Here is a 25,363-nt window from a genome sequence, read left to right on the forward strand (position 1 = left end):
AGGGCCCGGGGAAACGAGATCCGATTCGTCAAACCGACGCCCGATACGCCCCCAGGAGGGCCTGCCACCATTCGCCGTGCCGCTGCAGGAAGACCGCGTCCGGGAAATGGTGCCGGGCGACATGGTCTTGCGGCACGCTGTCCCAGCCGCGATGCTCGACGGTCACGCGCGTCTGGTCGCCAACGGGCTCGAACCGGACCTCGACCTCGGTCGACTGCCCGGGCGAGAAGCTCGCCTGCCGCCAGGAGAAGACCAGGCGGCTGCCCGGCTCCCACACCAGGATCCGGCCGATCTCGAAGATGTGTCCGTCCGGCCGCGTCTCGACGAAGCGGCCGCCGGGCCCGGGCTCGAAGCGCAGCACCCCGGGCTCGCCCGGCGTGAACCGGAACAACGGGTTCGGCTGCCACCACAGGCCGATATTCTCGACGAAGGCGGTGAAGGCCCGTTCCGCCGTCGCCGCGACACGCAGAGAGACGAGGATGCTCGACGTCATGGCGTCCGCTCCAGATGCGCCCTGAAAGCGGCGAGCTGGTCGACCCACAGCCGCTCGGTCTCGGCCAGCCATGCCTTCAGATCCGCCATCGGCTCCGGCCTCAGGCTGTAGATGCGCACCCGCGCATCGAACTCCGGATGGGCCTCCTCGACCAGCCCGCCCGCCTTCAGCGTGCGCAGGTGCCGGCTGAGCGCCGGCGGGTTGAGGCCCAGCGCCTCCGCCAGCTCCCCCGCCCGCCGCGGCCGCTCGCGCAGCAGCTCGATCAGCCGCCGCCGATGCGGGTCGGCGAGCGCCGCCAGGGTCCGGTCGAGCAGCGTCTGGTCGGGTCGGGCGGCAGTCCTCACACCCAGCCTTCGATCTTCAGCCCCGACGCCTGCTCCGCCTCCTCGCGCGAGACCTGGCGGACGGTCTGGCCGAACGTCCAGACATGCCCTTCCGGATCGCGCGCGCGATAGGTGCGGTCGCCATAGAACTGGTCGGTCGGATCCTGCAGGATCACCGCCCCGGCCGCCCTCGCCCGGGCGCAATGCTCGTCGATGCCGTGATCGAGATGGACATGGATCGACTGGGTGTTCTTGCCGCCGATCGAGGCCGGGCTGGCGGTGAAGTCCGCCCATTCCGATCCGACATAGATCAGGCCGTCGCCGAACCGCATCTCCGAATGCGCGAGGTTCCCGCCCTGGTCGGTGATGACCATGCTGCGCTCGAAGCCGAACGCCTTTTCCAGCCAGTCGAGCGCCGCCCAGGGGTCCTTGTAGAACACGCCCGTCGTCAGCGCCGGGCGCGAAGCGGGATCAGCCATCGCTCAGCTCCTTCACTGCTATTGAAATATTTAACGCCATAGAGAAATATCTAGTCAAGAAGAAGGTCGGGTTCGCCCGGGCGAGCCCGACCTGCCTCCGCCGGCTACTTGATCGCCTGCGCCTTCTCGGCGAAGCGCGGATCCCAGGTCTTCGACAGGTCGATCTCTGCATCCTTCAGCTCGGGGCTGAAGCGGTGCAGGATGTCGAGCGAGGTCTGCATCCCCTCTGCCTTGATCAGCCCGTCGCGGGAATACATCGGCAGGGAGTTCGTCACCGACTGGACGTAAAGGTCGCGGTCGCCCAGCAGGAACTCCTCCGGCACCACGGCCGCCACATCCTCCGGCTTTGCGGTGGACAGCCAGCGCAGCGCCTTCATGAAGGCGTTGACCAGCGCCTGCGCCGTCTCCGGATTCTCCTCGATGAAATCCTCCTTGGCATAGAGCACCGCAGCCGGGACCGGACCGCCGAACACGGACTTCACCCCCTCCTCCGTCCGCGTGTCGACCAGGACGGTGGCAGCGCCGGTGGACTGCAGCTTCGAGATCACCGGGTCGAGATTGGCCATGGCGTCGATCTCGCCATGCTGCATCGCCGCGACGGCGCTGGGGCCGCCGCCGACCGAGACGAAGGACACGTCCTCCGGCGTCAGCCCCTCCTTCGCCAGGAGGGCGTTGACGAAGAAGTTGGTCGAGGAGCCGGGGGCGGTGACACCGACCTTGCGGCCCTTGAGGTCGGCCACCGACTTGATCTCGCCGGCCAGGGACTGGCGCACCACCAGCACGATACCGGGGAAGCGGCCGAGCTCGACCAGCGCCCGGATGTCCTGGCCCCTGGCCTGCATCAGGATGGTGTGCTCATAGGCGCCGGTGGTGACGTCGGTCGACCCGCCCATCATCGCCTGCAGGCTCTTGGCGCCGCCGGCGAAGTCGCTGATCTCGACGTCCAGCCCCTCCTCCTTGAAGAAGCCCTTCTTCTCCGCGATGGTCAGCGGCAGGTAATAGAGCAGCGGCTTGCCGCCGACGCCGATGGTGACATGCGTCTTCTCCGGCGCCGCCATGGCCGGCACCGTTGGCGTTAGGCAAAGAATTTGGGCCAGGCCGAGGGCCAGCGCCATTCCGCGCAGCAGGGTTTTCATCCGTTTCCTCCCATCACCCTTGGGCCGAGGCGCTCGCTGCGCTCTCCGGCCGCCACACCAGAAGCCGCCGCTCGATCACCGAGACGGCGGCGTCGATCGCCACCACGAAGGCCGCCAGCACCAGCATGCCGGAGAACACGCCGACCACGTCGAACACCCCCTCGGCCTGGGCGATGCGGTAGCCGAGCCCGGCGGTGGCGCCGAGATATTCGCCGACCACGGCGCCGACCAGGGCGAAGCCGACCGAGGTGTGCAGGCTGGAGAACACCCAGGACAGCGCCGAAGGCAGATAGACGTGGCGCAGCAGCTGCCGGTCGTTCATCCCCAGCATGCGGGCGTTGGCCAGCACGGTCGGGCTGACCTCGCGCACGCCCTGGTAGACGTTGAAGAAGACGATGAAGAACACCAGCGTGACGCCGAGCGCCACCTTCGACCAGATGCCGAGGCCGAACCAGAGGGCGAAGATCGGCGCCAGCACCACCCGCGGCAGCGCGTTGGCGGCCTTGATGTAGGGGTCGAACACCGCCGCCGCCATGGCCCGCCGGGCGAACCAGAAGCCGAGCGCGACGCCGCCGAGGGCGCCGATGGCGAAGGCCAGCACCGTCTCCAGCAGGGTGACGCCGAGATGGCGCCAGATCACGCCCGAGGCAAAGTCCTTCCAGGTGCGCTCGATCACGCCGAGCGGCGTGGCGAAGAAGAACGGGTCGAGGATCTTCGTCGCCGTCAGCACGTGCCAGAGCAGAAGGCAGATCACGGCGACCGCGATCTGCCAGAACAGGATGCGGCCGCGCCCGCCTTCAGACGACATCGCCATAGGCCTTCATCACCTCGTCCTTGAGCGCCGCCCAGATCGCCCGGTGCAGCGCCACGAATTCCGGGTCGTGCCGGGATTCGGCCAGCTCGCGCGGCCGCGCCAGCCCGATCTTGTGGTCGGCGATGATCCGTGCCTGCGGCCCGGCCGACAGCACCACCACCCGGTCGGCCAGGGCGATCGCCTCCTCGAGGTCATGGGTGACGAACAGCACCGCCTTGCGCTCGGCCGACCACAGCGACAGCAAGAGGTCGCCCATCACGATCCGGGTCTGGGCGTCGAGCGGGCCGAAGGGCTCGTCCATCAGCAGCAGCTTCGGCTCCAGGATCAGCACCTGGGCCAGGGCGACGCGCTTCTTCTGGCCGCCGGAGAGCTGATGCGGGTAGCGGTCGCCCATCGACGCCAGCCCGACCCGGGCCAGCCAGGCCTGCGCCCGCTCCCGCGCCTCGGCCGGCGGCACGCCGCGCACCAAGAGGCCGACGGCGACATTGTCGCGCGCGGTCTTCCACGGCATCAGCGGGTCGGCCTGGAACAGGTAACCGGCGTCGCGGTTCAGCCCCTGCAGCTTCCGGCCGAACACGGCGCAGCCGCCGGAGGCCGCCGGCACCAGCCCGGCGGCGACGTTCAGCAGGGTCGACTTGCCGCAGCCGGTCGGGCCGACGATGGCGGTGAACTCGCCGTCGGCCACGACCAGATCGGTCTCGCCCAGCGCGACGTAGCGCCCGCCGCCCTTCAGCGGATAGGCGACGGAAACTCCGGAAAACGCGATGGCCGGCGGGGCTTCCCCACTGCGCGCCGCCTCGGCGACTCTCTGCACTCCTGGCTTCCCCCGGATGGCTGGCCCTGGACGGGCCTTTTCGGACTCGGGCGGCAGTCTGTCCCAGATCCGACCCGGCTTTCCAGTCAAACGCGCTCGACAATCGCGATTTGTCCGATCAATTTGGGGCCACCCACCCCGACCGGCACGGACCACGATGAAAGCGATCCTCTGCGAGAAGCCCGAGACCCTGCGCCTGATCGACCGGCCGGAGCCGCAGCGGCGCCCGGGCGAGGTGCTGGTGCGGATCCGCCGGGTCGGCGTCTGCGGCACCGACTACCACATCTACAAGGGCAACCAGCCCTACTTCGAATACCCGCGCGTCATCGGCCACGAGCTCGGCGGCGAGGTGGTGGAAGCCGATGCCGGCAGCGCCCTCCGCCCCGGCCAGGCGGTGGCCATCCAGCCCTATCTGCATTGCGGCACCTGCGGCGCCTGCCGGCGCGGCCGCACCAATTGCTGCCGGAGCCTGTCGGTGCTGGGCGTGCACCGCGACGGGGGCTTGTGCGAATGGCTGTCGGTGCCGGAGGAGAATGTCGTCCCGGCCGAGGGGCTGAGCCTGGACCAGGCGGCGATGGTCGAGTTCCTGGCGATCGGCGCCCATGGCATCCGCCGCGGCGCGCCGGGTGCCGGCGACCGGGTGCTGGTGGTCGGCGCCGGCCCCATCGGCATCGCCGCGACCATCTTCGCCAAGCTGCGCGGCGCCCATGTCAGCGTGTTGGACCTGAATCCCGGGCGCCTGGCCTTCAGCCGCGACGTCCTGAAGGCCGATGCCGTGTTCGAGGGCGGCGGCGATATCGACGATCGGCTGAAGCAGGCGACGGACGGCGAGTTCTTCGATCTGGTGGTCGACGCCACGGGCAGCCCGGCGGCGATGCGCAAGGGCTTCTCCTATGTCGCCCATGCCGGCGCCTATGTGCTGCTGAGCATCGTCCTCGGCGAGATCGGCTTCTCCGACCCCGAGTTCCACAAGCGCGAGACCACCCTGCTGGCCAGCCGCAACGCCACGCGCGAGGATTTCGAGACCGTCCTGGTGGCGATGCGGTCCGGGCATGTGCCGACAGCGGCCCTGGCCAGCCATCGCGGGCCCCTGGCCGAGGTGCCGGACCTGGTGCCGGGATGGAGCCGCCCCGAGACCGGCGTGATCAAGGCGCTGGTCGAAGTCTGATCCGGCGAGGTCTCTAGGCGAACCGAACCAGCTTCTCGCCGCCGGGCGCGGCCGCGGGCGGTGCCGGAAACGCCACCCGCGCCTCCTCCGCGGCGAGAAGGCGCTCGAGCCCGTAACGCATCCCCCGTGCCTCGCGATCGGTGATCGGCGTGACCGGCATGGGGCCGGCGAAGGCTGCCGCCCGGCGCTCGGGCGGCAGCTCGAGATAGTTCAGCGCCGAAATTGCGCCTTCCGGAATCCCGCGTTGCAGGAATTCATACCCACGGCGCAGGAAATGCGCCTCCCAGTGATCCAGGACGTCATCGAGCTTCCGCAAATACCGCCCCGCCAGCGAAGCTGAAAACAGATCGTAATAGCTGGATATTCCCCCGAACATGCGACTGCCCTCGGCTGATCCGGCTCACCCCCGGCAGACGTCATCATCGGCAGCAACCGTGAATTGTTCGTGAACCTCGATGCGGGCGAGTGATTCCGAGACAACCATTCTGCCCGCATCGAATGCCGAGAAGCGACGATCAGGCCGCCGTGGCGGTCGCCGCGACCGGTTTGAGCTGCGCACCGCTCCTCCTCGCTCGGCGCAGGCGCAGCCGGACGGAGCCGGCATCGCCGCCGTCCTTCCGCGCGACCCGCAGCGCGTAGAGATGGTCCGCCCTGGCCTGGAAGGTCAGCGGTGCGTCGCCGGGATCGTGCTGCAGCGTCGCCATGACCCGCCGGCCGAGCGGCGGGGCCGGACGGCGCACCAGCACCTCCACCTCGATCGCGGAGCCGTTGCGGTCGATCGCATCGACCTCGACCTCCACCGTCCCGCTGCCGAAATACTGCGGGCCGGTGACGTAGCCGGTCCCGCTGCGATGCGGCTTCAGCTCCTGCCAATCGGTCCACAGGCGGCGGGTCAGCATGTCGGCCTCTCGCCACAGCCGGGCCTTGGTCTCGGCGAATCCCCGCACCTCCGGCCGGACCTTGGGCAGGGCGTCGTCCTTCCGCAGCACCGCCAGGTTGGCGACGTTGATCGTGCCGCGCCGCCAGGCGACCACGGCGTGCAGCTGCGCATCGGCGGCGGCGCAGCCGAAATCCTCGAGCGTCTCCAGGCTCGGCTTGTTGAAGTGATGCTCGCGGACGGCGCAGTCGAACACCGGCTCCGGCCGCAGATTGGAGGCGTGCAGCAGGTCGGCGAAATGCTCCGGGTGGAAATAGTAGTTGTTGGGAATACGGTGGCTTTCGCTGCCGTAGGACACAACCGTGGTGAAGGCGTAGACGCCGCCGGGCTTCAGCACGCGGTGCACCTCGTTCAGGTGGCGGATGAAGTCCTCGTCCTCGCCGATATGCTCGAAGGAGCCGGTCGACCAGGCGAAGTCGAAGCTGTCGTCAGGGAGCTCGATCTGCCGCATGTCCATCCGCATCGCCCGGATCCGCCCGTCCGGGACCGGCCAGGGCGCATGAGCCATCACCAGGTCCTGCGGATTGTCGGTCCGCACCCCGACCCAGCGGCTGTCGGTCTGGTACAGATCGGTGACCACGACGTGCTCGACCTGATCCGCGATGGCGAAGATCAGACGCTCGGTGCCGGCGCCGAGGGCCAGCCCCCGCGCAGTGCCGTGCAGCTTTCCGGCCCGATGCAGGGCCAGGAAGATCATCGCGAATTCCCAGGTTCGGCGCGACGTGCCCGGCACCACCTTGAGATGCTGGCGCACTATATGATCCACGGCGGGATCGAACCAATCATAGATATCGCTGACCTTCTGCAGATTGTCGATTCGAGTATCGGGAATACAATGGGTAGAAGCCATCTGTCCGCGCCCTCCCACGCTTCTGGAATGACAGCCCTATTTTAGCGATTCAAAGCGCCTTATGTTCCTTTCGGGCCGAATGATTCTCGTTTATTTATGAAGATGAACGTTTATTTGAATTTTATATTTCACTTCGAATCGTTTGACTCACACGACCCCGGATGGGCCGTCCGAGCCCCCGATGCCGGCGGCGATGCCGCCTCGGCGGGACGGAACGGCCGGCTCCGCAGATCGAGCCGCCGCTTCAGCCGCTTGACCTCCTCCTGCAGCCGGGCGTTCTCGCTGCGCAGCTGCCGCATCCGCGACTCCGCGGCGGCGAGGCGGTCGGTGAGCGGGTCGCCCCATTCCGTCCGGGCCGGCCGCGATGGCCGGGACGGCGCCAGCAGGTCCGACCAGCTCCAGCCGCCGCCGCGCACGAGCTTGTCCGCCGCCAGGGCCGCGGCCGCGCGTTCCCCGACATGGTCGGAACCGAGCATCCCCAGGATCCGGATCAGCCGCGTCAGATCGCCCTTGCGCATGCCGTCTCTCCCTGCCGCCTCACGCCCCCAGACATGGCGGGGACGGCGGCATCTGCAAGCCCGCGCCGAGCCGATCTGGCCTGCCGCTTCTCGGCTGGTCGGCCGCGGCGGGACTTGCTATTGTCCCTTCATCGAAAGGCAGCGGGCCGCGTCGGGAAACGCCGACGCGGCCCGTTCCGCTTCCGGCTGCGGGACCGCTTGCAGCGAGACGCCCGTGCCCGCACCATGGCGGCGGAGAAACGCCCGACCGGACACCGCATGAGCGAGACGCGCCGCCGCCTGGAGACCGTGAAGACCCGTCCGGCGCCACGCGTGCCGGAACGGGATTCGGCCGACACCCCGGTCGACCCCGAGCAGCAGCAGCAGATCCGCATCGCCTGGGCCTATTTCGTCGAGGGCCTGACCCAGGCCGAGATCGCCGAACGGCTGGGGCTGACCCGCCTCCGGGTCAACCGGATCCTGCAGATCTGCCGCGAGACCGGCGTGATCCAGATCCGCATCCAGTCCCCCCTCGCCTCCTGCGTGGCGCTGGAGCGGGCGCTGATCCGCCGCTACGGGCTGCGCGACGCCGTGGTGGTGCCGACGCCGCGCGACGAGGACAAGATCCGCACCGCCATCGGCGTGGCTCTCGGATCCTATGTCGAGAATGCCGTGCATGACGGCATGCTTGTCGGCATCGGCTGGGGCCTGACCCTGCGCCTCGGCCTGCAGTCGATGCGGCGGCGGCGGATGACCGACCTGTCGGTGGTTTCGCTGATCGGCAGCATGACGCGTGGCTCGGGCGAGAACACCTTCGAGATCGTCTCGCGCTTCGCCGACCTGCACGACGCCGAGCGCTTCTACCTCGCCGCCCCAGTCTACGCCGATGACGAGGCCCAGCGCGAGGGCCTCCTGGCCCGCGGCGTGCTGCGCGAGATCTACGACAAGGCGAAATCGGCCGATCTGGCGCTGATCAGCGTCGGCAACGTCTCCGACCAGAACCTCATGCTGGCGCTCGGCGTCGTCGACCGCGAGGTCGCGGCGCTGCGCGCGGCTGGCGCTGTCGGCGACATCCTCGGCAACTGGCTGGACGCGGAGGGCCGCCCGGTCGACCATCCGCTGAACCGGCGCATGGTGGCACTGTCGCTGGAGGACCTGGCCCGGATCCCGACCGTGGTCCTGGCCTCCGGCGGCAGCTACAAGTTCGAGATCATCCGCGCCGCGCTGCGCCGCCGCTGCGTCAACGTCCTGATCACCGACGAGAAGCTGGCGGAACGGCTTGCGGAAGATCGCGAAGGCTGAGATGACTCGGCTCCGCATCGGCGCCGACCGCGCCGCCCCTCTCCGGAATGCGGGCTGACACCATGGACTTCCAAGGCAGGCACTTCCTCTCGACGCGCGAGCTGACCCTCGACTCGCTCGCCGCGGTGTTCCGCGTTGCCGACCTCCTGGCCCCGGTCGCCCAGGGCCGCGCCACCACCCGGGTGCTGGAGGGGGCGGTGCTGGGCAGCCTGTTCTTCGAGGCCTCGACCCGCACCCGGCTGAGCTTCGAGGCGGCGTTCCAGCGCCTGGGCGGCGCCGTGGTCAACACCACCGGCTTCACCTTCTCCTCGATCGCCAAGGGCGAGTCGATCTACGACACCGCCCGCGTGGTCTCGGGCTATGTCGACGCGGTGGTGATGCGCCACCCGGAGGAGCGGGCGATCCATGAATTCGCCGCCGCCACCCACATCCCGGTGATCAACGGCGGCAACGGCGCCGGCGAGCACCCGACCCAGGCGCTGCTCGACATCTACACCATCGAGAAGGAGTTCGCGCGCATCGGCCGGCCGGTCGACGGCGCCCGCATCGCCCTGGTCGGCGACCTCAAGTATGGCCGCACGGTCCATTCGCTGATCCACATCCTGTCGCTCTACAAGGGCCTGACCCTCAGCCTGGTCTCGCCCGAGCCGCTGCGCATGCCGGCCGAGCTGGTGGAGCACGCCCGCAGCCGGGGCCACATGGTGGAGGAGCATGACGAGGTGCCCCGCGGCGTCGCCAAGGCCGACCTGATCTACGCCACGCGGGTGCAGAAGGAGCGTTTCGCCGAGGGCGAGATCTCGGCCGACTACGCGCCGGATTTCCAGATCAGCCTCGGCATCCTCGACAGCTACGGCGCGCCGCACACGGTGGTGATGCACCCGCTGCCGCGCGACAGCCGGCCGGGCGCCAACGACCTGGCGCAGGACCTGAACACCGATCCGCGCCTGGCGATCTTCCGCCAGACCGACAACGGCGTGCCGGTGCGCATGGCGCTGTTCGCCCTGACCCTGGACGTCGCCGACGGCATCGAGAAGACCTTCCAGCCGGCGCGCTGGTGGCGGCCCGAGCGGATCGGCCCGGACGACGCCGAGTTCTACCGGCCGGGGAAGGCCGGGACGTAGACGCCCTCTTCGTTCGATTCGAACGTCATCCCCGCGGAAGCGGGGATCTCTCGCAGATCTTTCGGACAGAGATTCCCGCTTTCGCGGGAATGACGATTGGGGGAGAATTTGAGGCTGGCTCCCCAGTCCAGCAACTCACATGCGCATCGCGATCGATATCCCTGACGGGCAGCTTCGGGAACTCGCTGAGATTTGCGCCCGGGAAGGCACCTCCCGAGCAGCGATCATCCGTGACGCGATCGCCAGCTACCTCGCAGCCCGCCGGCAAAGGGCCCAGGACGATGCCTTCGGCCTGTGGCAGCGGCATGGGCTTGCCGTCGACGGATCGGAGCATCAAACGCGGCTTCGGGACGAATGGCAGTAGTGCCGCGTAGGTTGGGTTCGCATTGCGAACCCAACATCCGGCCGATCGGTGCTTGGTGAATGTTGGGTTCGCGGGCGCGAACCCAACCTACGCAGCCGCTCCCCTACTTCACCGCGCCCATGGTCAGGCCGCGCACCAGCTGGCGCGAGACGATCAGGGCGAAGACGATGACCGGCAGCACGATCAGCGTGCCGGTGGCCATGATCTCGCCCCAGGGCAGGTCGTAGCCGCTCATGAAGCTGGTCGCGGCGACCGGCGCGGTGCGGCTGGCACTGCGCGTCAGCACCAGGGCATAGAGCAGCTCGTTCCAGGAAAAGATGAAGGAGAAGATCGCCGAGACGGCGACGCCCGGCGCCGCCAGCGGCAGGGCGATGCGCCAGAAGGTGGCGAAGCGCGAGGCGCCGTCGATCCGCGCCGCGTCGTCCAGGTCGCGCGGGATGCCGCGGAACTGGTCGGCGCAGATCCAGACCACGATCGGCAGGTTGAAGGTGAGATAGAGCAGGATCAGCACCAGATGGGTGTCGATCAGGTTCAGGCTGCGCGCGAGCAGGAAGATGGGCAGGGCCAGCACGATCGGGCTGACCATGCGGTTGGTGATGAACCAGAACCACAGATCCGACTTGCCGCGGAACTCGAAGCGCGCCAGGGCGTAGGCGGCCGGAGTGCCCAGCAGGATCGCCAGCGCCGTGGTCGAGACCGCGACGATGATCGAGTTGAGCAGGCTGGGGCCGACGTCCTTCGGGCCCAGCACCGTGCGATAGTGGTCCAGCGTCGGCTCGAACAGCCACACCGGCGGCGAGGCCAGCGCCACCGCCTGGTCCTTCAGGCTGGTCGTCACCATCCAGTAGAAGGGGAAGACGCAGGCCACCGCGATCGCGATCAGCGCGATCGCGTGCCAGGGCGAGACCCGGACGCGCGCGCCTGCCGGCCGAATCTCCACCCGCTCCGCCGTCACCGACGCGGCCATCACTCGACCTCCCGATAGACCAGGCGGATATACATCCGCGACAGCACGATGGTGAGGACCAGCAGCAGGATCGCCTGGGCCGAGGCGACGCCCTGGTCGAAGACCCGGAAGCCGATGCGCTGGATGGTGATCGAGATCAGCTCGGTCGCCGCGCCCGGGCCGCCGCGGGTCAGGGTGAAGATCATGTCGAACAGCTTCAGCGTGTCGGCCGTGCGCAGGATCAGGATGGCGGTGATGCCCGGCATCAGGAACGGCAGCTGGACATGGCACAGGATGTGCCGGAACCGCTTGGTCTCCAGCCGCGCCGCCTCCTCGATCTCCGGCGGCACCATGGTCAGGCCGGCCAGCAGCACCAGGGCGCAGAACGGCGTCCACTGCCAGATGTCCATCAGTGCGATCGAGACGAAGGCGTAGGTCGGATCGCCCAGCCATTCGACCGGGCCGATCCCGACGAGGCCGAGGAACCAGTTCACCACGCCGAAATCGCGGTTGAAGATCAGCCGGCCGATCAGCCCGACCACGGCGTAGGTCGTGGCCATCGGGATGACGAGGCTGAGGCGCGCCAGGGTCTTCAGCAGCGGCAGCCCGGGCTTGTGCAGCAGCAGGGCGATGGCGAGGCCGAGCAGCAGCTCCGCCGGCAGCACGACGGCCAGGAACAGCAGGGTCCGGCCGAGCGCGTCCCAGAAGGTCGGGTCGGCCAGCACCGCGAGATAGTTGCCGAGGCCGACGAAGGGCGTTCCCTCGCGCGGGATCTTCGGCAGGATCACCTGGTGCAGCGAGTTCCACAGCGCGTAGAGCGTCGGGAAGATGCCGATCGCGAACAGGGCGATCACGGCCGGGGCGAGGAACCAGACCGGGGTCCAGCGGCTTTCGAGACGGTGCGCCATGCGGGTCTACTCGAGATTGGTGTGCCGCGCCCGCATCGCCTCGGGCGCGACGCCGAGCCGGTCGCGCAGCGCCAGCACGACCAGCTCGAACAGCAGGAATTGCGCGCCCTCGTACAGGCTGCCCATCGGCAGCACGGAGGTCGCAGCCGCGCCGGTGTCGTTCGCCATGGTCTGGGCCGGCAGCACGAAAACGGTGTCGGCCAGGGTCGCGGCGCTGCCTTTCGGCTGGGCGGTGAACAGGAGGGTTCGCGCCCCGGCGTCGCGGGCAACGCGCAGCAGCCCGTCGACGGTGGAGAAGCCGCCCGGCCCGGCGCTGACGGCCAGCAGATCGCCCGGCCCGACCGGCGGCGCCGACATGTCGCCGACGACATGGGCGTCGAGGCCGAGATGATAGAGGCGCATCGCCAGCGCCCGCATCATCAGCCCCTCGCGCCCGACGCCGTGGCAGACGATGCGGCGAGCGCCGGCCAGGGCGTCGAGCACCGGGTCGAGGGCGCCGGGGGCGAGCCGGCGGAACACGCCGCGGATCTCGTCCAGCGCCCCTTCCGCCAGGGCGCCCAGGCTGTCGGGCATGGGATGGTCTCCAAAATCGACGAACGGATGGGCCGGTGCCTGCCCCCTCAACCTCCCACGGCTTCGCCGCGGGCCCCTCCCTCTCCCGAGGAGAGGAATCATTCACCTCTCCTCGGGGAGAGGTCGAAATCGCCTTGGCGATTTCGGGTGAGGGGTGGCTCCGGCCTTTCGGGCTAAGAGCTTACTGCAGCTTCTCCTTCTTGCCGTCATAGTAGCCGGCCTTCTGCAGCACCGCCTCCATGCGCTCGCCAATCTTCTGGGCACCGGATTCGGTGGTCTCCTCGCCCAGCATCATCTTGGTGCCGAACTCGGCGACGATCTCGGAGATCGCCGGCCACTCCGGGAAGCGGGGCCGGAAGGACGGCACGCCGCCCTGCCAGGACGCCACGGTCGGCTCGACGAAGGCATATTTCGCTTTGATCGCCGGGTCGTCATAGACCGCGGTACGGCCGGAGACGCCGCCGGCCTCGACATAGGGCTTGGCCATCGCCTCGGAGGTCACCCACTGGATGAACAGCCAGGACGCCTTCTGCTCCGCCTCGCTGGACTGCGAGGCGACGCCGAGCGAGAAGCCGCCGAGCGCCGGCTTCAGTCCGGCCTCGCCCTTCGGCTCGGTCGCCACGCCGAGGCAGTCGCCCAGCTTCGAGGTCGCTGGGTCGACCAGCGTCGAATAGAAGGACGACCATTCGGTGATCATCGCCACCTGGCCCTGGGCCAGCGCGTTCACCGCCTCGGCATGGTCGTAGTCGACGATGCCCGGCGGCATGTACTTCATCAGCTCCTGCCGGAACTTCAGCCCTTTCTGCGACGCTTCGGAGGTGAGGTTGGACTTGAAGTCGGCGTTCAGCAGCGAGCCGCCGAAGGGCCACAGCACGCGCATGAAGCTGTCGGCCGACTGGGTTTCGCCGCGGCGCGACTGCAGGGCGTAGGCATACTTGCCGTTCTGGGTGAGCTTCGGCCCGTAAGTGTTGAGCAGCTCGTCCCAGGTCGCCGGCGGCTTGTCGAAGCCAGCATCCTTCAGCATGCACTTGTTGTAGAACAGCAGCCCCGAATAGTTGTCGAAGGGCAGGCCGTAGAGCTCCTTGTTCCAGGTGCCGAAGCTCTCCAGCAGGATCGGGAAGAAGCCCTTCAGGTTGAGGTTCGGATCAGCCAGGGCCGGGTCCTCGGTGAAGGTCTTGAGCGGCACCAGCCAGCCGCTGTCGGCGTATTCGCCGATCCAGACGACGTCGGTCAGGACCACGTCGATCTCGCCGCCGGCCGTGAAATCAAGCACTTCGCGCTCGCGGCTGTTCTCATAGGGCAGGATCTCGTATTCGACCTTGATCCCGGTCTCCTGCTCGAACTGCGGCAGCAGCTGGATCGCGGCGCGATAGCCCGGGCGGTCGAGGAAGATCGCCTTGATCGTGGTGCCCTTGTACGGCTCCGCCGCCTCCTTCAGGCTCCAGGCCATGGCTTGGCCCGCGGTCAGCAGCGCGGCGATCGCAGCGCCGGAAAACAGAAGCTTCTTCATTGGGTTGACCTCCCTTTCTGACACGTCATGCCCGGCCCGTGCCGGCCGGGCGGTTCTCCCGCCCATTCGGATGGACGATGCTCTTCATCGCGTGATCGCGATAGTCCGCCTGCATGGCGAACGCCTCCGCCGTCTGGTCGAGATCGAAATGATGGCTGACCAGCGCGTCGACATCGACGCGTCCGCCGGCGACCAGGGCGATCGCCCGCGGATAGACACTGCCCATGCGGCGCGAGGTCTTGATCTTCAGCCCCTTGCGGCGGATCAGCGAAGCCTCGACCGTGTAGCGGTCGCCCTCCGGGATGCCGACCAGCACGACGCGTCCGCCGATCGCCGCCGCTTCCGCCGCATGCTGGAAGCCCTCCGGCGCGTTGGTGGCCTCGATCACCAGATCGGCGCCGCGACCGTCGGTGTCGTCCAGCACGGCCTGGTAGGAGGGCGCCGTCGCATCCGCGCCCAGCCGCCCGGCCAGCGCGGCGCGGTAGTCGAGCGGGTCGATCGCCCAGATCCTGCCGACGCCGGACAGCTTCAGCAGCTGAAGAACGCCCAGGCCGATCGGGCCGCAGCCGAGCAGCGCCACGGTCTCCAGCAGGCGCGGCTTGGCCAGGTCGATCGCATGGATGCAGACGCCCAGCGGCTCCAGCATCACCGTCTGGGTCGGGGTGAAGCGCTCCGGCACCGCGAAGATCTGGTCGGGTCGCGCGGTGATCTGCTCGGTCAGGGCGCCGTTCTGCGGCGGCGCGCCGGCGAAGACGGTGTCGGGGCAGAGATTGTGGTGGCCGCGACGGCACCATTCACAGTGGCCGCAGGGCCTGGCCGGATCGACCGCGACGAGCTGGCCGGCAGCGAGGCCGAGATCCGGCCGGTCCTCCGCCAGACGGGCGGCGAACTCGTGGCCCGGGACGAAAGGCCGGCGCACCTGCGCGGCCCCGATCCCGCCCTCCAGATAGTAGTGCAGATCGCTGCCGCAGAGGCCCACCGCGCTGACCGTCAGCAGCACGTCGCCCGGCTCCCGCAGCGGCGATTCGAGATCGCCGAGCCGGATGTCCCGGATCCCATGCAGAAAAGCGGCCTGCACGCTGAACTCTCCTCCCGCACCGTTGGGGAACTTTTGTATCTCGACCGATACAATCGTCCAGCAGTCGCGCGAGAGTCAAGCCGGGGCCGCTACCGCCTCAGCACCACGCGGCAGGCGCCGAGGCGCGACTGCCAGCCTTCCCGCTCCAGCTCCGGCGCTGCCTCCTCCGTTTCCGGATAGCCGAGGCAGAGATAGCCGATCAGGTGCCAGTCCGGCGGCACCTCCAGCAGCGCGGCCACAGCCTGCGGGTCGAGGATCGAGACCCAGCCGAGCCCGACGCCCTCGATCCGGGCGGCCAGCCACAGCGTGTGGATCGCGGTCACCGCAGAATGGTCCAGCGTCTCCGGCATGGTCTGCCGTCCGAGCCCGTGCCCCTGCCCGGTCGAGCGGTCGCAGAACACGGCCAATTGCACCGGCGCCTCCTCCAGCCCGGCCAGCTTGAGACGGCGGTAGTGGGCCGCCTGCTCGCCCCCGTAGCCGGCCGCCGCGGCGTCGTTGCAGCGGGCGAACACCGTCCGCACCGCGGCCCGCCGCGCCTTGTCCTCGACCAGGACGAAGCGCCAGGGCTGGCTGTTGCCGACCGAGGGCGCCAGGCAGGCCAAGTCGAGCAGGCGGTCGAGCAGCCCGGGCGGCAGCGGGGCGCGGCGGAAGCGGCGCACGTCGCGGCGCCAGCGCAGCAGCTCGGTGAAGCGGTCGCGGAACTCGGGCGGGAAGTCGGGGGCGGCCACAGCAGTCCTCCGGGCAGCGGTGGCCCAGCTATAGCCGGCCGGTCACGGTCCGGGGAACAGCGTGTCGATGCGGCCCGTCGCCCAGTAGGCGAGAAGCCCGATCCATTCGTGCAGGGCGGTGCTCAGCACGTCGACCTGCTCCCCCAGCTCGGACCGGGGCAAGAGAGCCGGCGGCAGGCCGCGATAGTCGACCGGCCACGGCACCACGGCCCATCCCGCCTTGGCGAACAGGCCCATCGCCCGCGGCATGTGGTAGGCGCTGGTGACCAGCACCCAGTGCTGCCCGGCCTGGGGCTGCACCAGTTGCTTCAGCAGCAGCACGTTCTCATCGGTGTTGCGGGCCTGGCCTTCGAGCACCAGCCGCTCCTCCGGCAGCCCGGCCATCCGCATGACGTCGCGGAAGATGTCCGACTGCGCCGGGACGCCGTTCCACGAATCACCCAGCCCGCCGGAGAACACGACCTGCGCCTCGGGGAAGCGGCGAGCCAGGTCGAGTCCGGCGAACAGCCGTTCGGCATTGCCGTTCAGCATCGGCTCGCCCCGCGCGCCGGACAGCACGGTCAGCTCGGCCCCGCCGAGGACGATGACCCCGTCCACCGTGGCCGGAAGCTCGTGCGGCTTCGCGAAGCGATTCTCCAGCGGCAGGATCATCAGGTCGCCGACCGGCAGCAGGCAGACGGCGGCGAAGGCCAGGGTCAGCGCGATCACCAGCCGCCGGGCCAGACGCCGAGAGCGATAGAGGAAGCCGGCCGTGGCCAGCAGCAGCGCCAGCAGCACGAGGCCCAGCGGCTGGATGAAGAACCAGATCAGCTTCGACAGGAAAAAGAACACTGGTCCCCCACCCGGCCCTCGCCTCCGAGGAATGGCGGATCGCGGCGGAAGATGCAACCGCCCGGACCGGCGCGGCTTGAAGCGGGGACGCCGCGCCCGCACATGGGCTAGGCTGTTCATCCCACGGCCACCGGAGACCGCCGCCCGCTCATGGAGCTGTTCCCCACCGACCTTCTCGATCGGGCCGGCGAGCTGTTCGACCGTCGCATCCGTCTCGGCGTCACCGGGCTGAGCCGCTCCGGCAAATCCGTGTTCATCGCCGCCCTGGTGCATGGGCTGACCGATCCGCGGCGCTTCGGGCTGCTCGACGCCGTGGCCGAGGAGCGGCTGCGCGCCGCGGTGCTGCGGCCGCAGCCGCATCTCGAGCTGCCGCGCTTCCCCTATGAGGAGGCGGTGGCCCGGCTGACCGGCGCCGGCGGAAGTGGACTCCAGAATTGGCCGGACTGGCCGGCCAGCACCCGCAATGTGGCGGAGCTGCGCCTGTCGCTGCGCTTCGCCCCGAAGGGCGGGCTGCGCAGCCTGCTGGGCGACCAAGTGCTGCATCTCGACATCTTCGACTATCCGGGCGAATGGCTGATCGACCTGCCGCTGCTGCAGCGCGACTACGCGGCCTGGGCGGAGGAGGCGCTGGCCCTCTCCGGCACCGGGGTGCGGTCGGCGCTGTCACAGGCGTGGCGCGACTCGATCGCCAAGCTCGACCCGGCCGGCCCGGCGAAGGAGACCGATGCGATCGAGGCGGCGCGGCTCTACACCGACTATCTGCGCGGCTGCCGCACCCATGCGATTCCCCTGAGCCGGCTGCAGCCCGGGCGCTTCCTGCTGCCGGGCGACCTGGAGGGGTCCCCCGCCCTCACCTTCTGCCCGCTGCCGCGGCCGCGCGAGACGCCGCGCGGATCGCTGTGGCGGCTGATGGAGGAGCGGTTCGAAGCCTACAAGGCCAAGGTCGTGCGCCCCTTCTTCAGCGACCATTTCAGCCGGCTGGACCGCCAGATCGTGCTGGTCGACCTCTTGGCCCATCTCGCCGCCGGGCCGGAAAGCCTGCAGGATCTGGGCCGCGCGATGGACGACATCCTGACCTGCTTCAAGACCGGCGGCATCAATTGGCTGTGGCCGTTCGAGACCCGCATCCGCAAGGTGCTGTTCGCCGCCACCAAGGCCGACCACCTGCCGCGCGAGGGGCACGAACCGCTGGTCGGGCTGATGGACGAGCTGCTGCAGCAGAGCGTCCGCCGCACGGCCTTCCAGGGCGCCGCCGCCCGGTCGATGGCGATCGCCTCGCTGCGTGCCACCCGCGAGGTCGACGTCAAGCATGAGGGCGAGACCTTGCGCTGCGTCGCCGGCATCATCGAGCCGGGCGGCAAGCCGGTCGCCGCCTATCCCGGGGCGCTGCCGCGCAGCCTGCGCGAGGCGCGCGGCGGCGGCCGCTTCGGCGCCCAGCGCTTCCTGCCGCCGGCCGACCTCAGCGCCGACGGCCAGCCCTGGCCGCATATCCGGCTGGACGGGGCGCTGCAGTTCCTGCTCGGGGAGGACCTGGCATGAGCCGGCCGCCGCTGATCCTGGACCAGCCGTCGGAGCCGGAGCGCGAGCCGGGCCGGGCGCCGGCCGTGTTCGCGCTCGACGAGGCCGAAGCGGTGCCGGTGGAGGACGCCCCCGCCCCGGCCGCCCCCGAGCTGGTCGAACCCGGCCTGCGTCGCCGCCGCAGTCCGGGCAGCGTGGCCCTGCGCATCGCCTTCGGCGCGCTGGTCGGGCTGATCGGGCTGGGCATCGGCCTGTGGGTCGAGCGGCTGGTCACCGATCTCATGAGCCGCGGCGGGCCGCTGCAGGCGGCGGCGCTGGTGCTGCTGGCGGTCGCCGGGGCAGGGATCCTGGTCTGGGCCGGCTGGGAGCTGCTGGCGTTGCGCCGGCTCGGCCGGGTCGAGGAGATCCGCAGCCTGGGCCGGGCGGCGGCGAGCGGCGACGCCGCCGCGGCCGATGCCGTGATCGCCCGCTTCCGCCGCCTGCACGCCGACGGGCCGGCGGCCGACGGGCTGGCTCGCCTCGAGCGCGAGCGCGACGAGCTGCGCGACCCGGAGGAGTTGATCGGTCTCCTGGAGCTGCACGCCCAACGTCCGATCGACGCCGCCTGCCGCGCCGCCATCGCCGCCACCGCACGGCGCACCGCGCTGATCACCACGGTCACGCCGTTCGCCGTCGTCGACATGGTGGCGTCCGGCGCGCTGAACCTGCGGATGATCCGGCGCATCGCCGAGATCCAGGGTTTCCGCCCCGGCCTGTTCGCAACTCTGGCGCTGGTCCGGCGGGTGGCGACGACGCTGCTGATCGCCGGCGGCATCGAGGCCGCCAACGACTATCTCGGCGACTTCCTGGGCGCCGGCCTCTTGCGCGCCTTCGGCCGCCGCGCCGGCGAGGGCGCGATCAACGGCATCCTCAGCGTCCGCATCGGCGTCGCCGCGATGAAGGTGTGCCGCCCCCTGCCCTATCTGCGCGACACCCCGCCCGGCGCGATGAGCTTGGCCAAGGCGATCTTCGGGGTGGAGGCTGCGCCGAAGGGGAAGGGTTAGGGCAACGGCCCGAGATATTAACCCGTCATCGCGAGGTGCGAAGCACCGTGGCGACCCAGGGGGCCGGTGCCGCTGGATGGCCACGCCCCTTCGGGGCTCGCCATGACGGGTTAGTGGTTTCGGTTGCCAGCCTCAGTTCTGCTTCATCCCCGCGACCAGGGTCGAAATGTTATACCGAAACATCTTGGCGTAAGTCGAAGCCGGCCCGTCCTCGGTCGACAGCGACTCCGCGTAGAGCTCGCCGCCCATCTCGGCGCCCGTGGCCTTGGCCACCTGCTGCACCAGGCGTGGATCGGTCGCGTTCTCGATGAACACCGCCTTGATGTGCTCGTGCTTGATCTGGTCGATCAGCTTGGCGACGTCGCCGGCCGAAGCCTCGCTCTCGGTCGAGAAGCCGACCGGGGCGTGGAACTCGATGCCATAGGCGGCGCCGAGATAGCCGAAGGCATCGTGGCTGGTGATGACCTTGCGCTTGCCCTCGGGGATGGTCGCCACCTCGCGCCGGGCCCAGGCGTCGAGGTCCTTCAGCTCGGCCACATATTTGGCGCCGTTGGCCTGATACGTCGCGGCATGGGCCGGATCCGCGGCCTCCAGCGCCTTGGCGATGTTGGCGGCGTAGACCGCGCCGTTCGCGGCGCTGTTCCAGGCGTGCGGGTCGAGGCCCCCGTGGTCATGGCCTTCATGGTCGTGGTCGTCGTGGTCATGGGCTTCATGCCCTTCGGCGCCTTCGTCTTCGGCGTGCAGGACTGCGATGCCCTGGCTCGCGACCACCACCTTGGCCTTGGTGCCGGAGGCGGCGACCAGCCGGTCCATCCAGCCCTCGAGCTCCAGCCCGCTGACGACGACGAGGTCGGCCTTCGCCATGGCCTCGGCGTCCTGCGGCGTCGGTTCGTAGACATGGGCGTCGCCATTGGGGCCGACCAGGCTGCGGACCTCGACATCGTCGCCGCCCACCTGCCGCACCATGTCGGCGAGGATGGTGATGCTGGTCACGACCGACAGCTTCTCCGCCGCCGCGGCCGGCAGAGACAGGGCGACAAGGGACAGGCCGAGCAGGCCGGCGCGAAACGGTATCCTCATGCGATGGCTCCGTTACGGGGTGAACTACTGCGCGAAATGGGGCGTCGGCAGGTATCGGGCCCGCAGGCTGTCATGCGTCCCGAAGACCAGGGACAGGACGTAGAAGCCGCCGGCGGTCAGCACGATGCTGGGGCCGGAGGGCAGGCTGCCGTGGTAGGAGACGAGCAGGCCGGAATAGCCGGACAGCAGCGCGATCCCGGCGGCCCAGGCGAAGAGCGACCACAGCGACCGGCTCCAGAACCGCGCCGCGGCCGCCGGCAGCATCATCAGCCCGACCACCATCAGCGTGCCCAGCGCCTGGAAGCCGCCGACCAGGTTCAGCACCACCAGCACCAGGAAGGCGAAGTGGACCAGGGCCCCGACGCCGCCGACCATGCGGAGGTAGCCGGGATCGAAGCATTCGACCACCAGCGGCCGGTACAGCAGCGCCAACGCGATCAGCGTCACCGTGGCGATGCCGGCCATCAGCAGCAGCGCCGCATCGTCGACCGCGAGGATGGTGCCGAACAGCACATGGATCAGATCGACATTGCTGCCGCGGGTCGAGACGATCAGCACGCCCGACGCCAGGGCGATCAGGTAAAAGGCGGCGAAGGCGGCGTCCTCGCGCAGCGCCGTGACCCGGGTGACCGCACCGGCCATCAGCGCGACGGCCAGACCGGCGATCAGCCCGCCCAGTCCCATCGACCACAGCGACAGGCCGGAGACCAGGAAGCCGACCGCGGCACCCGGCAGCACCGCATGCGACATGGCATCGCCGACCAGGCTCATCCGCCGCAGCACCAGCAGCACGCCGACCGGACCGCAGCCCAGCGACAGCGCCAGGCAAGCCACCAGCGCCCGCTGCATGAAGGCGTAGTCGAGGAAGGGCGTGACCAGGAAATCCCACACCGCCGTCACGCCGCGCTCCGCCGGCAGGCTTCGCCGCGCTCGGACCAGGCCTCGGCCATGGCCCGGGCCCGCAGCAGGTTCTCGGCGCACAGCACGTCGCCGGTGCGGCCCCATCCGATCGGATCGCGGGCCAGCAGCAGCGTGTCCGGGCAGACCTCGCGCACCTGGTCCAAATCGTGCAGCACGGTGATCACCGTCCGGCCCTCGCCATGCCAGCGCCGGACCACATCGACGAGGTCGCGCGTCGTCTTGGCATCGAGCGCGGTGAAGGGTTCGTCGAGCATGATCACCCGCCCGTCCTGCAGCAGCAGCCGGGCGAACAGCACGCGCTGGAACTGGCCGGCGGAGAGGCTTCCGATCGGCCGCGCCTCGAACCCGCCGAGGCCGACCGCCTCCAGCGCCTCGGCGGCACGGCGGCGCAGCTCCTTCGAGGCCCCGCCGAAGATCCCGGTCCGGGCCCAGCCGCCGAGCAGCACGGTGTCGGCGACGGAGATGGGGAAGCTGCGGTCGATCTCCGCCAGCTGCGGCAGATAGGCGATGTCGCGCCGGCGCAGCCCGCCGAGATCGACACGTCCGGACAGCGGCTTCAGAAGGCCGGCGATGGTCTTGAGCAGGGTCGACTTGCCGGCGCCGTTCGGGCCGACGATGGCGGTCAGCGTCCCGGGCTCGAAGCTGCCGTCGACGTGATGCACCGCCGGGTGCCGCTCATAACCGGCGGTGAGGTTGACGAGACGGATGCGGCCGGCGGTCACGACGCGCCCCCGAACCAGCCCATGGCCCAGGCCACGGCGAGCCAGAGCACGGCGATCAGCGCGAGGGCGACGAGCAGGCGCGCCCCGACCGGTGCGGTGAGGGCCGACGGCCCGATCTCCCCGGCCCGGCGGGCGGCATGGGCGGGGTGATGATGCGACACGGTCATGGGTCAGCCATTGGCGTGGGATGGTCCGGCACCTTAGCGCCCGGCGGGCGCGGCACCATTGACGTTAATGTATAACATCTTTGCGATATCGGAAAGCGCCGGCCGGGCCGATCGGCTCGTTCTTCGGGAGAAGACCGGTGTCGCGCCGGCTTCGGCGTCAGTCGGCCGGCTTGCCCGGCAGGTCCTTCAGGTGATGGATCCAGGGCAGGGCCGAACGGCACCAGGCCTGCCGCGTCGGCACCAGCTGGTCGCGCTGCCGGATGCTGCCCCAGCGGATGCCCCAGATCTCGGCATCGGCGCCCTCGCCCGTGACGAAGAGCGGCGAGCCGCATTCCGGGCAGAAGTACTGCAGCCGCCGGCGGCCGCTGTCGCCGGTCTTGATGTAGACCTTCGGCTCGTGCGCGGTCAGCCGGATCCGGTCGCGCGAAGCGGTCACCGTGACCCGGAACGGCGAGCCGGTCAGCATCTGGCAATCGGTGCAGTGGCAGATCCCCACCCGCTCCGGGTCGATCTCCGCCTCGTAGGCCACATGGCCGCAATGGCACCGGCCGTCGATCCGCATCATGGCGCACCCCGCCCCGCATGGACCAGAGCTCCACCCTAGCCTATCGCCGGCCGGTCCGCAGCCGGCGCAGCACCAGATGCTTCAGCGCCGGCGGGATATGGCCGGGCGACCGCCAGTCCACCGCCAGGCCGAGGACGGCGCATTCGGCCGCGATCTGCCGCCCGTTCTCGTAGCGGATCTGGCCGAGCCGCGGCAAGGCGTCGGCGCGGCGATGGTCGAAGGGACGGCCCGACTGGGCCTCGCGGAAGCCGTGGTGGAAATCGGGATGGCTCAGCACTCGCCGCGCCTCCGGCCAGTGCCGGGCCCGGCGCGTGGCGACATCGGACGGGTCCATCATGGCTGCAGGTCGACCAGCGCCGCCCGGCCGCCGGCATCGCCCGCCGCCAGCCAGCGCCCGTCCGGCGAGAAGGCCAGTGCCTCGACCGCGGCGCCGTTCGGGCGCAGCACCGGGACATAGCCGCTGCCGTCGAGCGGCATCAGCGCGACGAAGCCGTCCTTGGCGCCGGCGGCCGCGACCGGAAGCTGCGGATGCGCCGCGACGCGAGTGATCGGCACGCCGCGGGCCCAGCCGCTTTCGCTGGCGGTGCCGCCCATCGGGCCGTCGCGGCCGGCGAAGCGCCAGGATACGACGCCTTCCGAGCCGGAGGTCAGCAGCGCCTTCCCACCATCGGCCCAGGCGAGAGACCGCGGCTTGGCCGGATAGCCCGGCATCTGCATGTGCACGCCGTCAGACAGGCGCCAGGCGTGCAGCGCCTTCTCCTGCATGGCCGAGACGACGAAGCGCGACCGCGGATGCCAGGTGACGGCGAGATGCGCCCCCTGCCAGGCGAAGAGCTTCGCCGTCCACTCGCGCTTGCGCGGCGTCCAGACGGTGACGCCGCCGTAATGCGCCGCGGCGACACGCCGGCCGCGCGGATCGAAGGCGGCGCCGTCGATCGCGGCCGGCCCCTGCAGCCGCGTGACCGGCGAGCCCGCGGCATCGAACACCAGGATCTCGCGGCCGGCGACGGCGAGGCGGCGCCCGATGGCGGGTGCGGCGTCCACGGCGGCGATCCAGCGGCCCGGCACGGCGGCGATCTCCGCCACCGTCCCGTCCGGCCCGATGCGCAGCAGGCGGCCGTCGTCGCCGCCGCTGAGGAAGCCCTCGGCGACGTCCGGCCCCAGCGCCAGGACGGCACCGCCATGCGCCGGCACGGCCGTCGCCTCCGATGCGGCGGGGTCCGCCAGCCGGACGGTGCCGTCGCCCAGGCCGAAGGCGACATGCCCGGCCGTATCGAAGGCGGCGGCCACGACCGGCGCCGGCCAGGCCCAGATCGTGCCCTTCTCCTCCGCCAGGGCCTTCGGCGGCAGCAGCAGGCTCATGCGGCGGCGCAACCCTCGAAGCCGGCGCGAAGCACGGCGGCGTCGAGGTTGCGGCCGATCAGCACCAAGCGGCTCTCGCGCGGCTGGCCGGGCCGCCAGGCCGGGGCGAAATCGCCCTCCTGCAGCATGTGCACGCCCTGGAACACGAAGGGCCGGTCCTCGCCGGCGAAATCGAGGATACCCTTGCTGCGCAGGATGTCGGCGCCGCGGATCGCCAGCAGCATGCCGATCCAGTCGACGAAGCGGCGGCCGTCGAGCGGCCGGTCGAGCCGGAAGGAGACGCTGCCGACGCCCTCGTCGTGCTCATGGTGATGGGCGTGGCCGTCGAGCAGGTCGGGGTCGAGCGCCAGCAGCCGGTCGAGGTCGAAGGCGCCGCTGCCCATCACCGCGCCGAGATCGATGTCGCAGCGCCGCGTGCGCAGCAGCCGCGCCATCGGGTTGATGGCGCGCAACCGCGCTTCGACCGCCGCCAGGCCGCCCTCGTCCGCGAGGTCGGTCTTGTTGATGAGGATGGTATCGGCGAAGGCCACCTGCTCCTCCGCCTCGTCGCTGTCGTCGAGCCGCGCTTCGATGTGCCGGGCGTCGACCACGGTGACGATCGAATCGAGGGCGGTGCGCTCGCGCACCTCGTCGTCGACCAGGAAGGTCTGGGCCACCGGGGCCGGGTCGGCCAGCCCGGTCGTCTCGATCAGGATGCCGTCGAACCCGCCCGCCCGCTTCATCAGCCCGCCGATGATCCGGATCAGGTCGCCGCGCACTGAGCAGCAGAGGCAGCCATTGTTCATGGCGAACACCTCCTCGTCGGCGCCGACCACGAGGTCGCCGTCGATGCCGATCTCGCCGAACTCGTTGACGATCACGGCGTAACGCTTGCCGTGAGCCTCGGAGAGGATGCGGTTCAGCAGCGTGGTCTTGCCGGCGCCGAGATAGCCGGTCAGCAGCGTGACGGGGATGCGGGACATGACGGCCTCGGGGTTCGGATATCTAATTGTTACTATATAACATATTAACAGAACGCAAGCCTATCGCCCATTGGCCGATGGGATGGTATGCACAGGACTGCGTCCGGCGCCGGTCCTGCATCGTGCCCCAGAATCGCCCAAATTTTCCGCG

At 69.9% G+C, this 25,363-nt stretch carries 30 protein-coding genes; 6 read left to right on the forward strand and 24 right to left on the reverse strand.

Annotated features, from left to right (window positions below):
- Positions 1–28 precede the first annotated feature (28 nt).
- The 6 genes from G537_RS0124555 to G537_RS0124580 all read right to left on the reverse strand — a co-directional run bounded on the left by G537_RS0124555 (position 29) and on the right by G537_RS0124580 (position 4,059).
- Positions 29–493 (reverse strand): SRPBCC family protein, encoded by a 465-nt coding sequence (locus tag G537_RS0124555; RefSeq protein ID WP_026872364.1) that lies wholly within the window; start codon positions 491–493, stop codon positions 29–31.
- Complete coding sequence (locus G537_RS43875) at positions 490–837, reverse strand: ArsR/SmtB family transcription factor (RefSeq protein WP_026872365.1); 348 nt, start codon at positions 835–837, stop codon at positions 490–492. The genes G537_RS0124555 and G537_RS43875 overlap by 4 nt, the downstream gene beginning before the upstream one ends.
- Positions 834–1,295 (reverse strand): VOC family protein, encoded by a 462-nt coding sequence (locus G537_RS43880; RefSeq protein ID WP_026872366.1) that lies wholly within the window; start codon positions 1,293–1,295, stop codon positions 834–836. The genes G537_RS43875 and G537_RS43880 overlap by 4 nt, the downstream gene beginning before the upstream one ends.
- 104 nt (positions 1,296–1,399) lie before the next feature.
- Complete coding sequence (locus G537_RS0124570; protein WP_026872367.1) at positions 1,400–2,431, reverse strand: ABC transporter substrate-binding protein; 1,032 nt, start codon at positions 2,429–2,431, stop codon at positions 1,400–1,402.
- 13 nt (positions 2,432–2,444) lie between these two features.
- The gene (locus G537_RS0124575) at positions 2,445–3,239 is read right to left on the reverse strand and encodes an ABC transporter permease (RefSeq protein ID WP_162146146.1); all 795 of its coding nucleotides are present in this window, start codon (positions 3,237–3,239) and stop codon (positions 2,445–2,447) included.
- Positions 3,229–4,059, reverse strand: coding sequence for an ABC transporter ATP-binding protein (locus G537_RS0124580; RefSeq protein ID WP_026872369.1), 831 nt, complete (start codon positions 4,057–4,059; stop codon positions 3,229–3,231). The genes G537_RS0124575 and G537_RS0124580 overlap by 11 nt, the downstream gene beginning before the upstream one ends.
- Positions 4,060–4,216: 157 nt before the next feature.
- Here G537_RS0124580 and G537_RS0124585 point away from each other — a divergent pair, with 157 nt between their 5' ends.
- Positions 4,217–5,227, forward strand: a complete 1,011-nt coding sequence (locus G537_RS0124585) for a zinc-binding alcohol dehydrogenase family protein (protein ID WP_026872370.1) — start codon at positions 4,217–4,219, stop codon at positions 5,225–5,227.
- Between the two features lie 13 nt (positions 5,228–5,240).
- Here G537_RS0124585 and G537_RS0124590 read toward each other — a convergent pair whose 3' ends face one another.
- The 3 genes from G537_RS0124590 to G537_RS44325 form a co-directional block, all read right to left on the reverse strand.
- Complete coding sequence (locus G537_RS0124590) at positions 5,241–5,603, reverse strand: hypothetical protein (protein WP_026872371.1); 363 nt, start codon at positions 5,601–5,603, stop codon at positions 5,241–5,243.
- 139 nt (positions 5,604–5,742) lie between these two features.
- On the reverse strand, positions 5,743–7,014 hold the full coding sequence (locus G537_RS0124595) for a methyltransferase domain-containing protein (protein ID WP_081689014.1): 1,272 nt from the start codon (positions 7,012–7,014) through the stop codon (positions 5,743–5,745).
- Between the two features lie 128 nt (positions 7,015–7,142).
- Positions 7,143–7,532, reverse strand: coding sequence for a hypothetical protein (locus G537_RS44325; protein ID WP_026872373.1), 390 nt, complete (start codon positions 7,530–7,532; stop codon positions 7,143–7,145).
- Between the two features lie 258 nt (positions 7,533–7,790).
- Between G537_RS44325 and G537_RS44330 the strand changes: the two genes are divergently transcribed.
- The 3 genes from G537_RS44330 to G537_RS0124615 all read left to right on the forward strand — a co-directional run bounded on the left by G537_RS44330 (position 7,791) and on the right by G537_RS0124615 (position 10,298).
- Positions 7,791–8,813, forward strand: coding sequence for a sugar-binding transcriptional regulator (locus tag G537_RS44330; protein WP_034852886.1), 1,023 nt, complete (start codon positions 7,791–7,793; stop codon positions 8,811–8,813).
- A gap of 62 nt (positions 8,814–8,875) precedes the next feature.
- Positions 8,876–9,934, forward strand: a complete 1,059-nt coding sequence (gene pyrB / locus G537_RS39695) for an aspartate carbamoyltransferase (RefSeq protein WP_034852888.1) — start codon at positions 8,876–8,878, stop codon at positions 9,932–9,934.
- A gap of 139 nt (positions 9,935–10,073) precedes the next feature.
- Complete coding sequence (locus G537_RS0124615) at positions 10,074–10,298, forward strand: CopG family ribbon-helix-helix protein (protein ID WP_026872375.1); 225 nt, start codon at positions 10,074–10,076, stop codon at positions 10,296–10,298.
- 103 nt (positions 10,299–10,401) lie between these two features.
- Here G537_RS0124615 and G537_RS0124620 read toward each other — a convergent pair whose 3' ends face one another.
- The 7 genes from G537_RS0124620 to G537_RS0124650 all read right to left on the reverse strand — a co-directional run bounded on the left by G537_RS0124620 (position 10,402) and on the right by G537_RS0124650 (position 16,872).
- Positions 10,402–11,265: a carbohydrate ABC transporter permease gene (locus G537_RS0124620; RefSeq protein ID WP_051249067.1), complete on the reverse strand. Its 864-nt coding sequence runs from the start codon at positions 11,263–11,265 to the stop codon at positions 10,402–10,404.
- A complete protein-coding gene (locus tag G537_RS43885) occupies positions 11,265–12,152 on the reverse strand; it encodes a carbohydrate ABC transporter permease (protein WP_026872377.1) in 888 nt (295 codons plus the stop codon). The genes G537_RS0124620 and G537_RS43885 overlap by 1 nt, the downstream gene beginning before the upstream one ends.
- 6 nt (positions 12,153–12,158) lie before the next feature.
- The gene (locus G537_RS43890; protein ID WP_026872378.1) at positions 12,159–12,725 is read right to left on the reverse strand and encodes an SIS domain-containing protein; all 567 of its coding nucleotides are present in this window, start codon (positions 12,723–12,725) and stop codon (positions 12,159–12,161) included.
- 181 nt (positions 12,726–12,906) lie between these two features.
- A complete protein-coding gene (locus G537_RS0124635; RefSeq protein ID WP_026872379.1) occupies positions 12,907–14,235 on the reverse strand; it encodes an ABC transporter substrate-binding protein in 1,329 nt (442 codons plus the stop codon).
- A 25-nt stretch (positions 14,236–14,260) separates the two neighbouring features.
- A complete protein-coding gene (locus tag G537_RS0124640; protein ID WP_026872380.1) occupies positions 14,261–15,313 on the reverse strand; it encodes a zinc-dependent alcohol dehydrogenase in 1,053 nt (350 codons plus the stop codon).
- A gap of 89 nt (positions 15,314–15,402) precedes the next feature.
- Positions 15,403–16,041: a 5,6-dimethylbenzimidazole synthase gene (bluB, locus tag G537_RS0124645; protein WP_026872381.1), complete on the reverse strand. Its 639-nt coding sequence runs from the start codon at positions 16,039–16,041 to the stop codon at positions 15,403–15,405.
- A 42-nt stretch (positions 16,042–16,083) separates the two neighbouring features.
- Positions 16,084–16,872 carry a YdcF family protein gene (locus G537_RS0124650; RefSeq protein WP_026872382.1) on the reverse strand — a complete coding sequence of 263 codons (789 nt, stop codon included), beginning with the start codon at positions 16,870–16,872 and terminating at the stop codon, positions 16,084–16,086.
- Between the two features lie 150 nt (positions 16,873–17,022).
- Between G537_RS0124650 and G537_RS0124655 the strand changes: the two genes are divergently transcribed.
- Positions 17,023–18,411, forward strand: coding sequence for a YcjX family GTP-binding protein (locus tag G537_RS0124655; RefSeq protein ID WP_026872383.1), 1,389 nt, complete (start codon positions 17,023–17,025; stop codon positions 18,409–18,411).
- Positions 18,408–19,433: a TIGR01620 family protein gene (locus G537_RS39700; protein WP_051249068.1), complete on the forward strand. Its 1,026-nt coding sequence runs from the start codon at positions 18,408–18,410 to the stop codon at positions 19,431–19,433. Before G537_RS0124655 ends, G537_RS39700 begins: the two co-directional genes overlap by 4 nt.
- A gap of 132 nt (positions 19,434–19,565) precedes the next feature.
- On the opposite strand, the gene G537_RS0124665 is transcribed toward G537_RS39700, so the two are convergent.
- The 8 genes from G537_RS0124665 to G537_RS0124700 all read right to left on the reverse strand — a co-directional run bounded on the left by G537_RS0124665 (position 19,566) and on the right by G537_RS0124700 (position 25,212).
- Entirely contained in the window at positions 19,566–20,513 is a 948-nt protein-coding gene (locus tag G537_RS0124665; RefSeq protein WP_034852890.1) for a metal ABC transporter substrate-binding protein, read from the reverse strand.
- Between the two features lie 24 nt (positions 20,514–20,537).
- A complete protein-coding gene (locus G537_RS0124670; RefSeq protein ID WP_026872385.1) occupies positions 20,538–21,413 on the reverse strand; it encodes a metal ABC transporter permease in 876 nt (291 codons plus the stop codon).
- Positions 21,410–22,156 (reverse strand): metal ABC transporter ATP-binding protein, encoded by a 747-nt coding sequence (locus tag G537_RS0124675; protein WP_026872386.1) that lies wholly within the window; start codon positions 22,154–22,156, stop codon positions 21,410–21,412. The genes G537_RS0124670 and G537_RS0124675 overlap by 4 nt, the downstream gene beginning before the upstream one ends.
- Positions 22,153–22,323 (reverse strand): hypothetical protein, encoded by a 171-nt coding sequence (locus G537_RS43895; protein ID WP_155888754.1) that lies wholly within the window; start codon positions 22,321–22,323, stop codon positions 22,153–22,155. The genes G537_RS0124675 and G537_RS43895 overlap by 4 nt, the downstream gene beginning before the upstream one ends.
- Before the next feature lie 157 nt (positions 22,324–22,480).
- Positions 22,481–22,888: a GFA family protein gene (locus G537_RS0124685; RefSeq protein WP_211230499.1), complete on the reverse strand. Its 408-nt coding sequence runs from the start codon at positions 22,886–22,888 to the stop codon at positions 22,481–22,483.
- A gap of 40 nt (positions 22,889–22,928) precedes the next feature.
- Positions 22,929–23,225: a hypothetical protein gene (locus tag G537_RS0124690; RefSeq protein WP_026872388.1), complete on the reverse strand. Its 297-nt coding sequence runs from the start codon at positions 23,223–23,225 to the stop codon at positions 22,929–22,931.
- The gene (locus G537_RS0124695) at positions 23,222–24,250 is read right to left on the reverse strand and encodes a WD40 repeat domain-containing protein (protein WP_026872389.1); all 1,029 of its coding nucleotides are present in this window, start codon (positions 24,248–24,250) and stop codon (positions 23,222–23,224) included. Before G537_RS0124695 ends, G537_RS0124690 begins: the two co-directional genes overlap by 4 nt.
- Positions 24,247–25,212, reverse strand: a complete 966-nt coding sequence (locus tag G537_RS0124700) for a CobW family GTP-binding protein (protein ID WP_026872390.1) — start codon at positions 25,210–25,212, stop codon at positions 24,247–24,249. Before G537_RS0124700 ends, G537_RS0124695 begins: the two co-directional genes overlap by 4 nt.
- Between the last annotated feature and the right edge of the window lie 151 nt (positions 25,213–25,363).

The organism is Inquilinus limosus DSM 16000, from assembly GCF_000423185.1.
Classification (GTDB): domain Bacteria; phylum Pseudomonadota; class Alphaproteobacteria; order DSM-16000; family Inquilinaceae; genus Inquilinus; species Inquilinus limosus.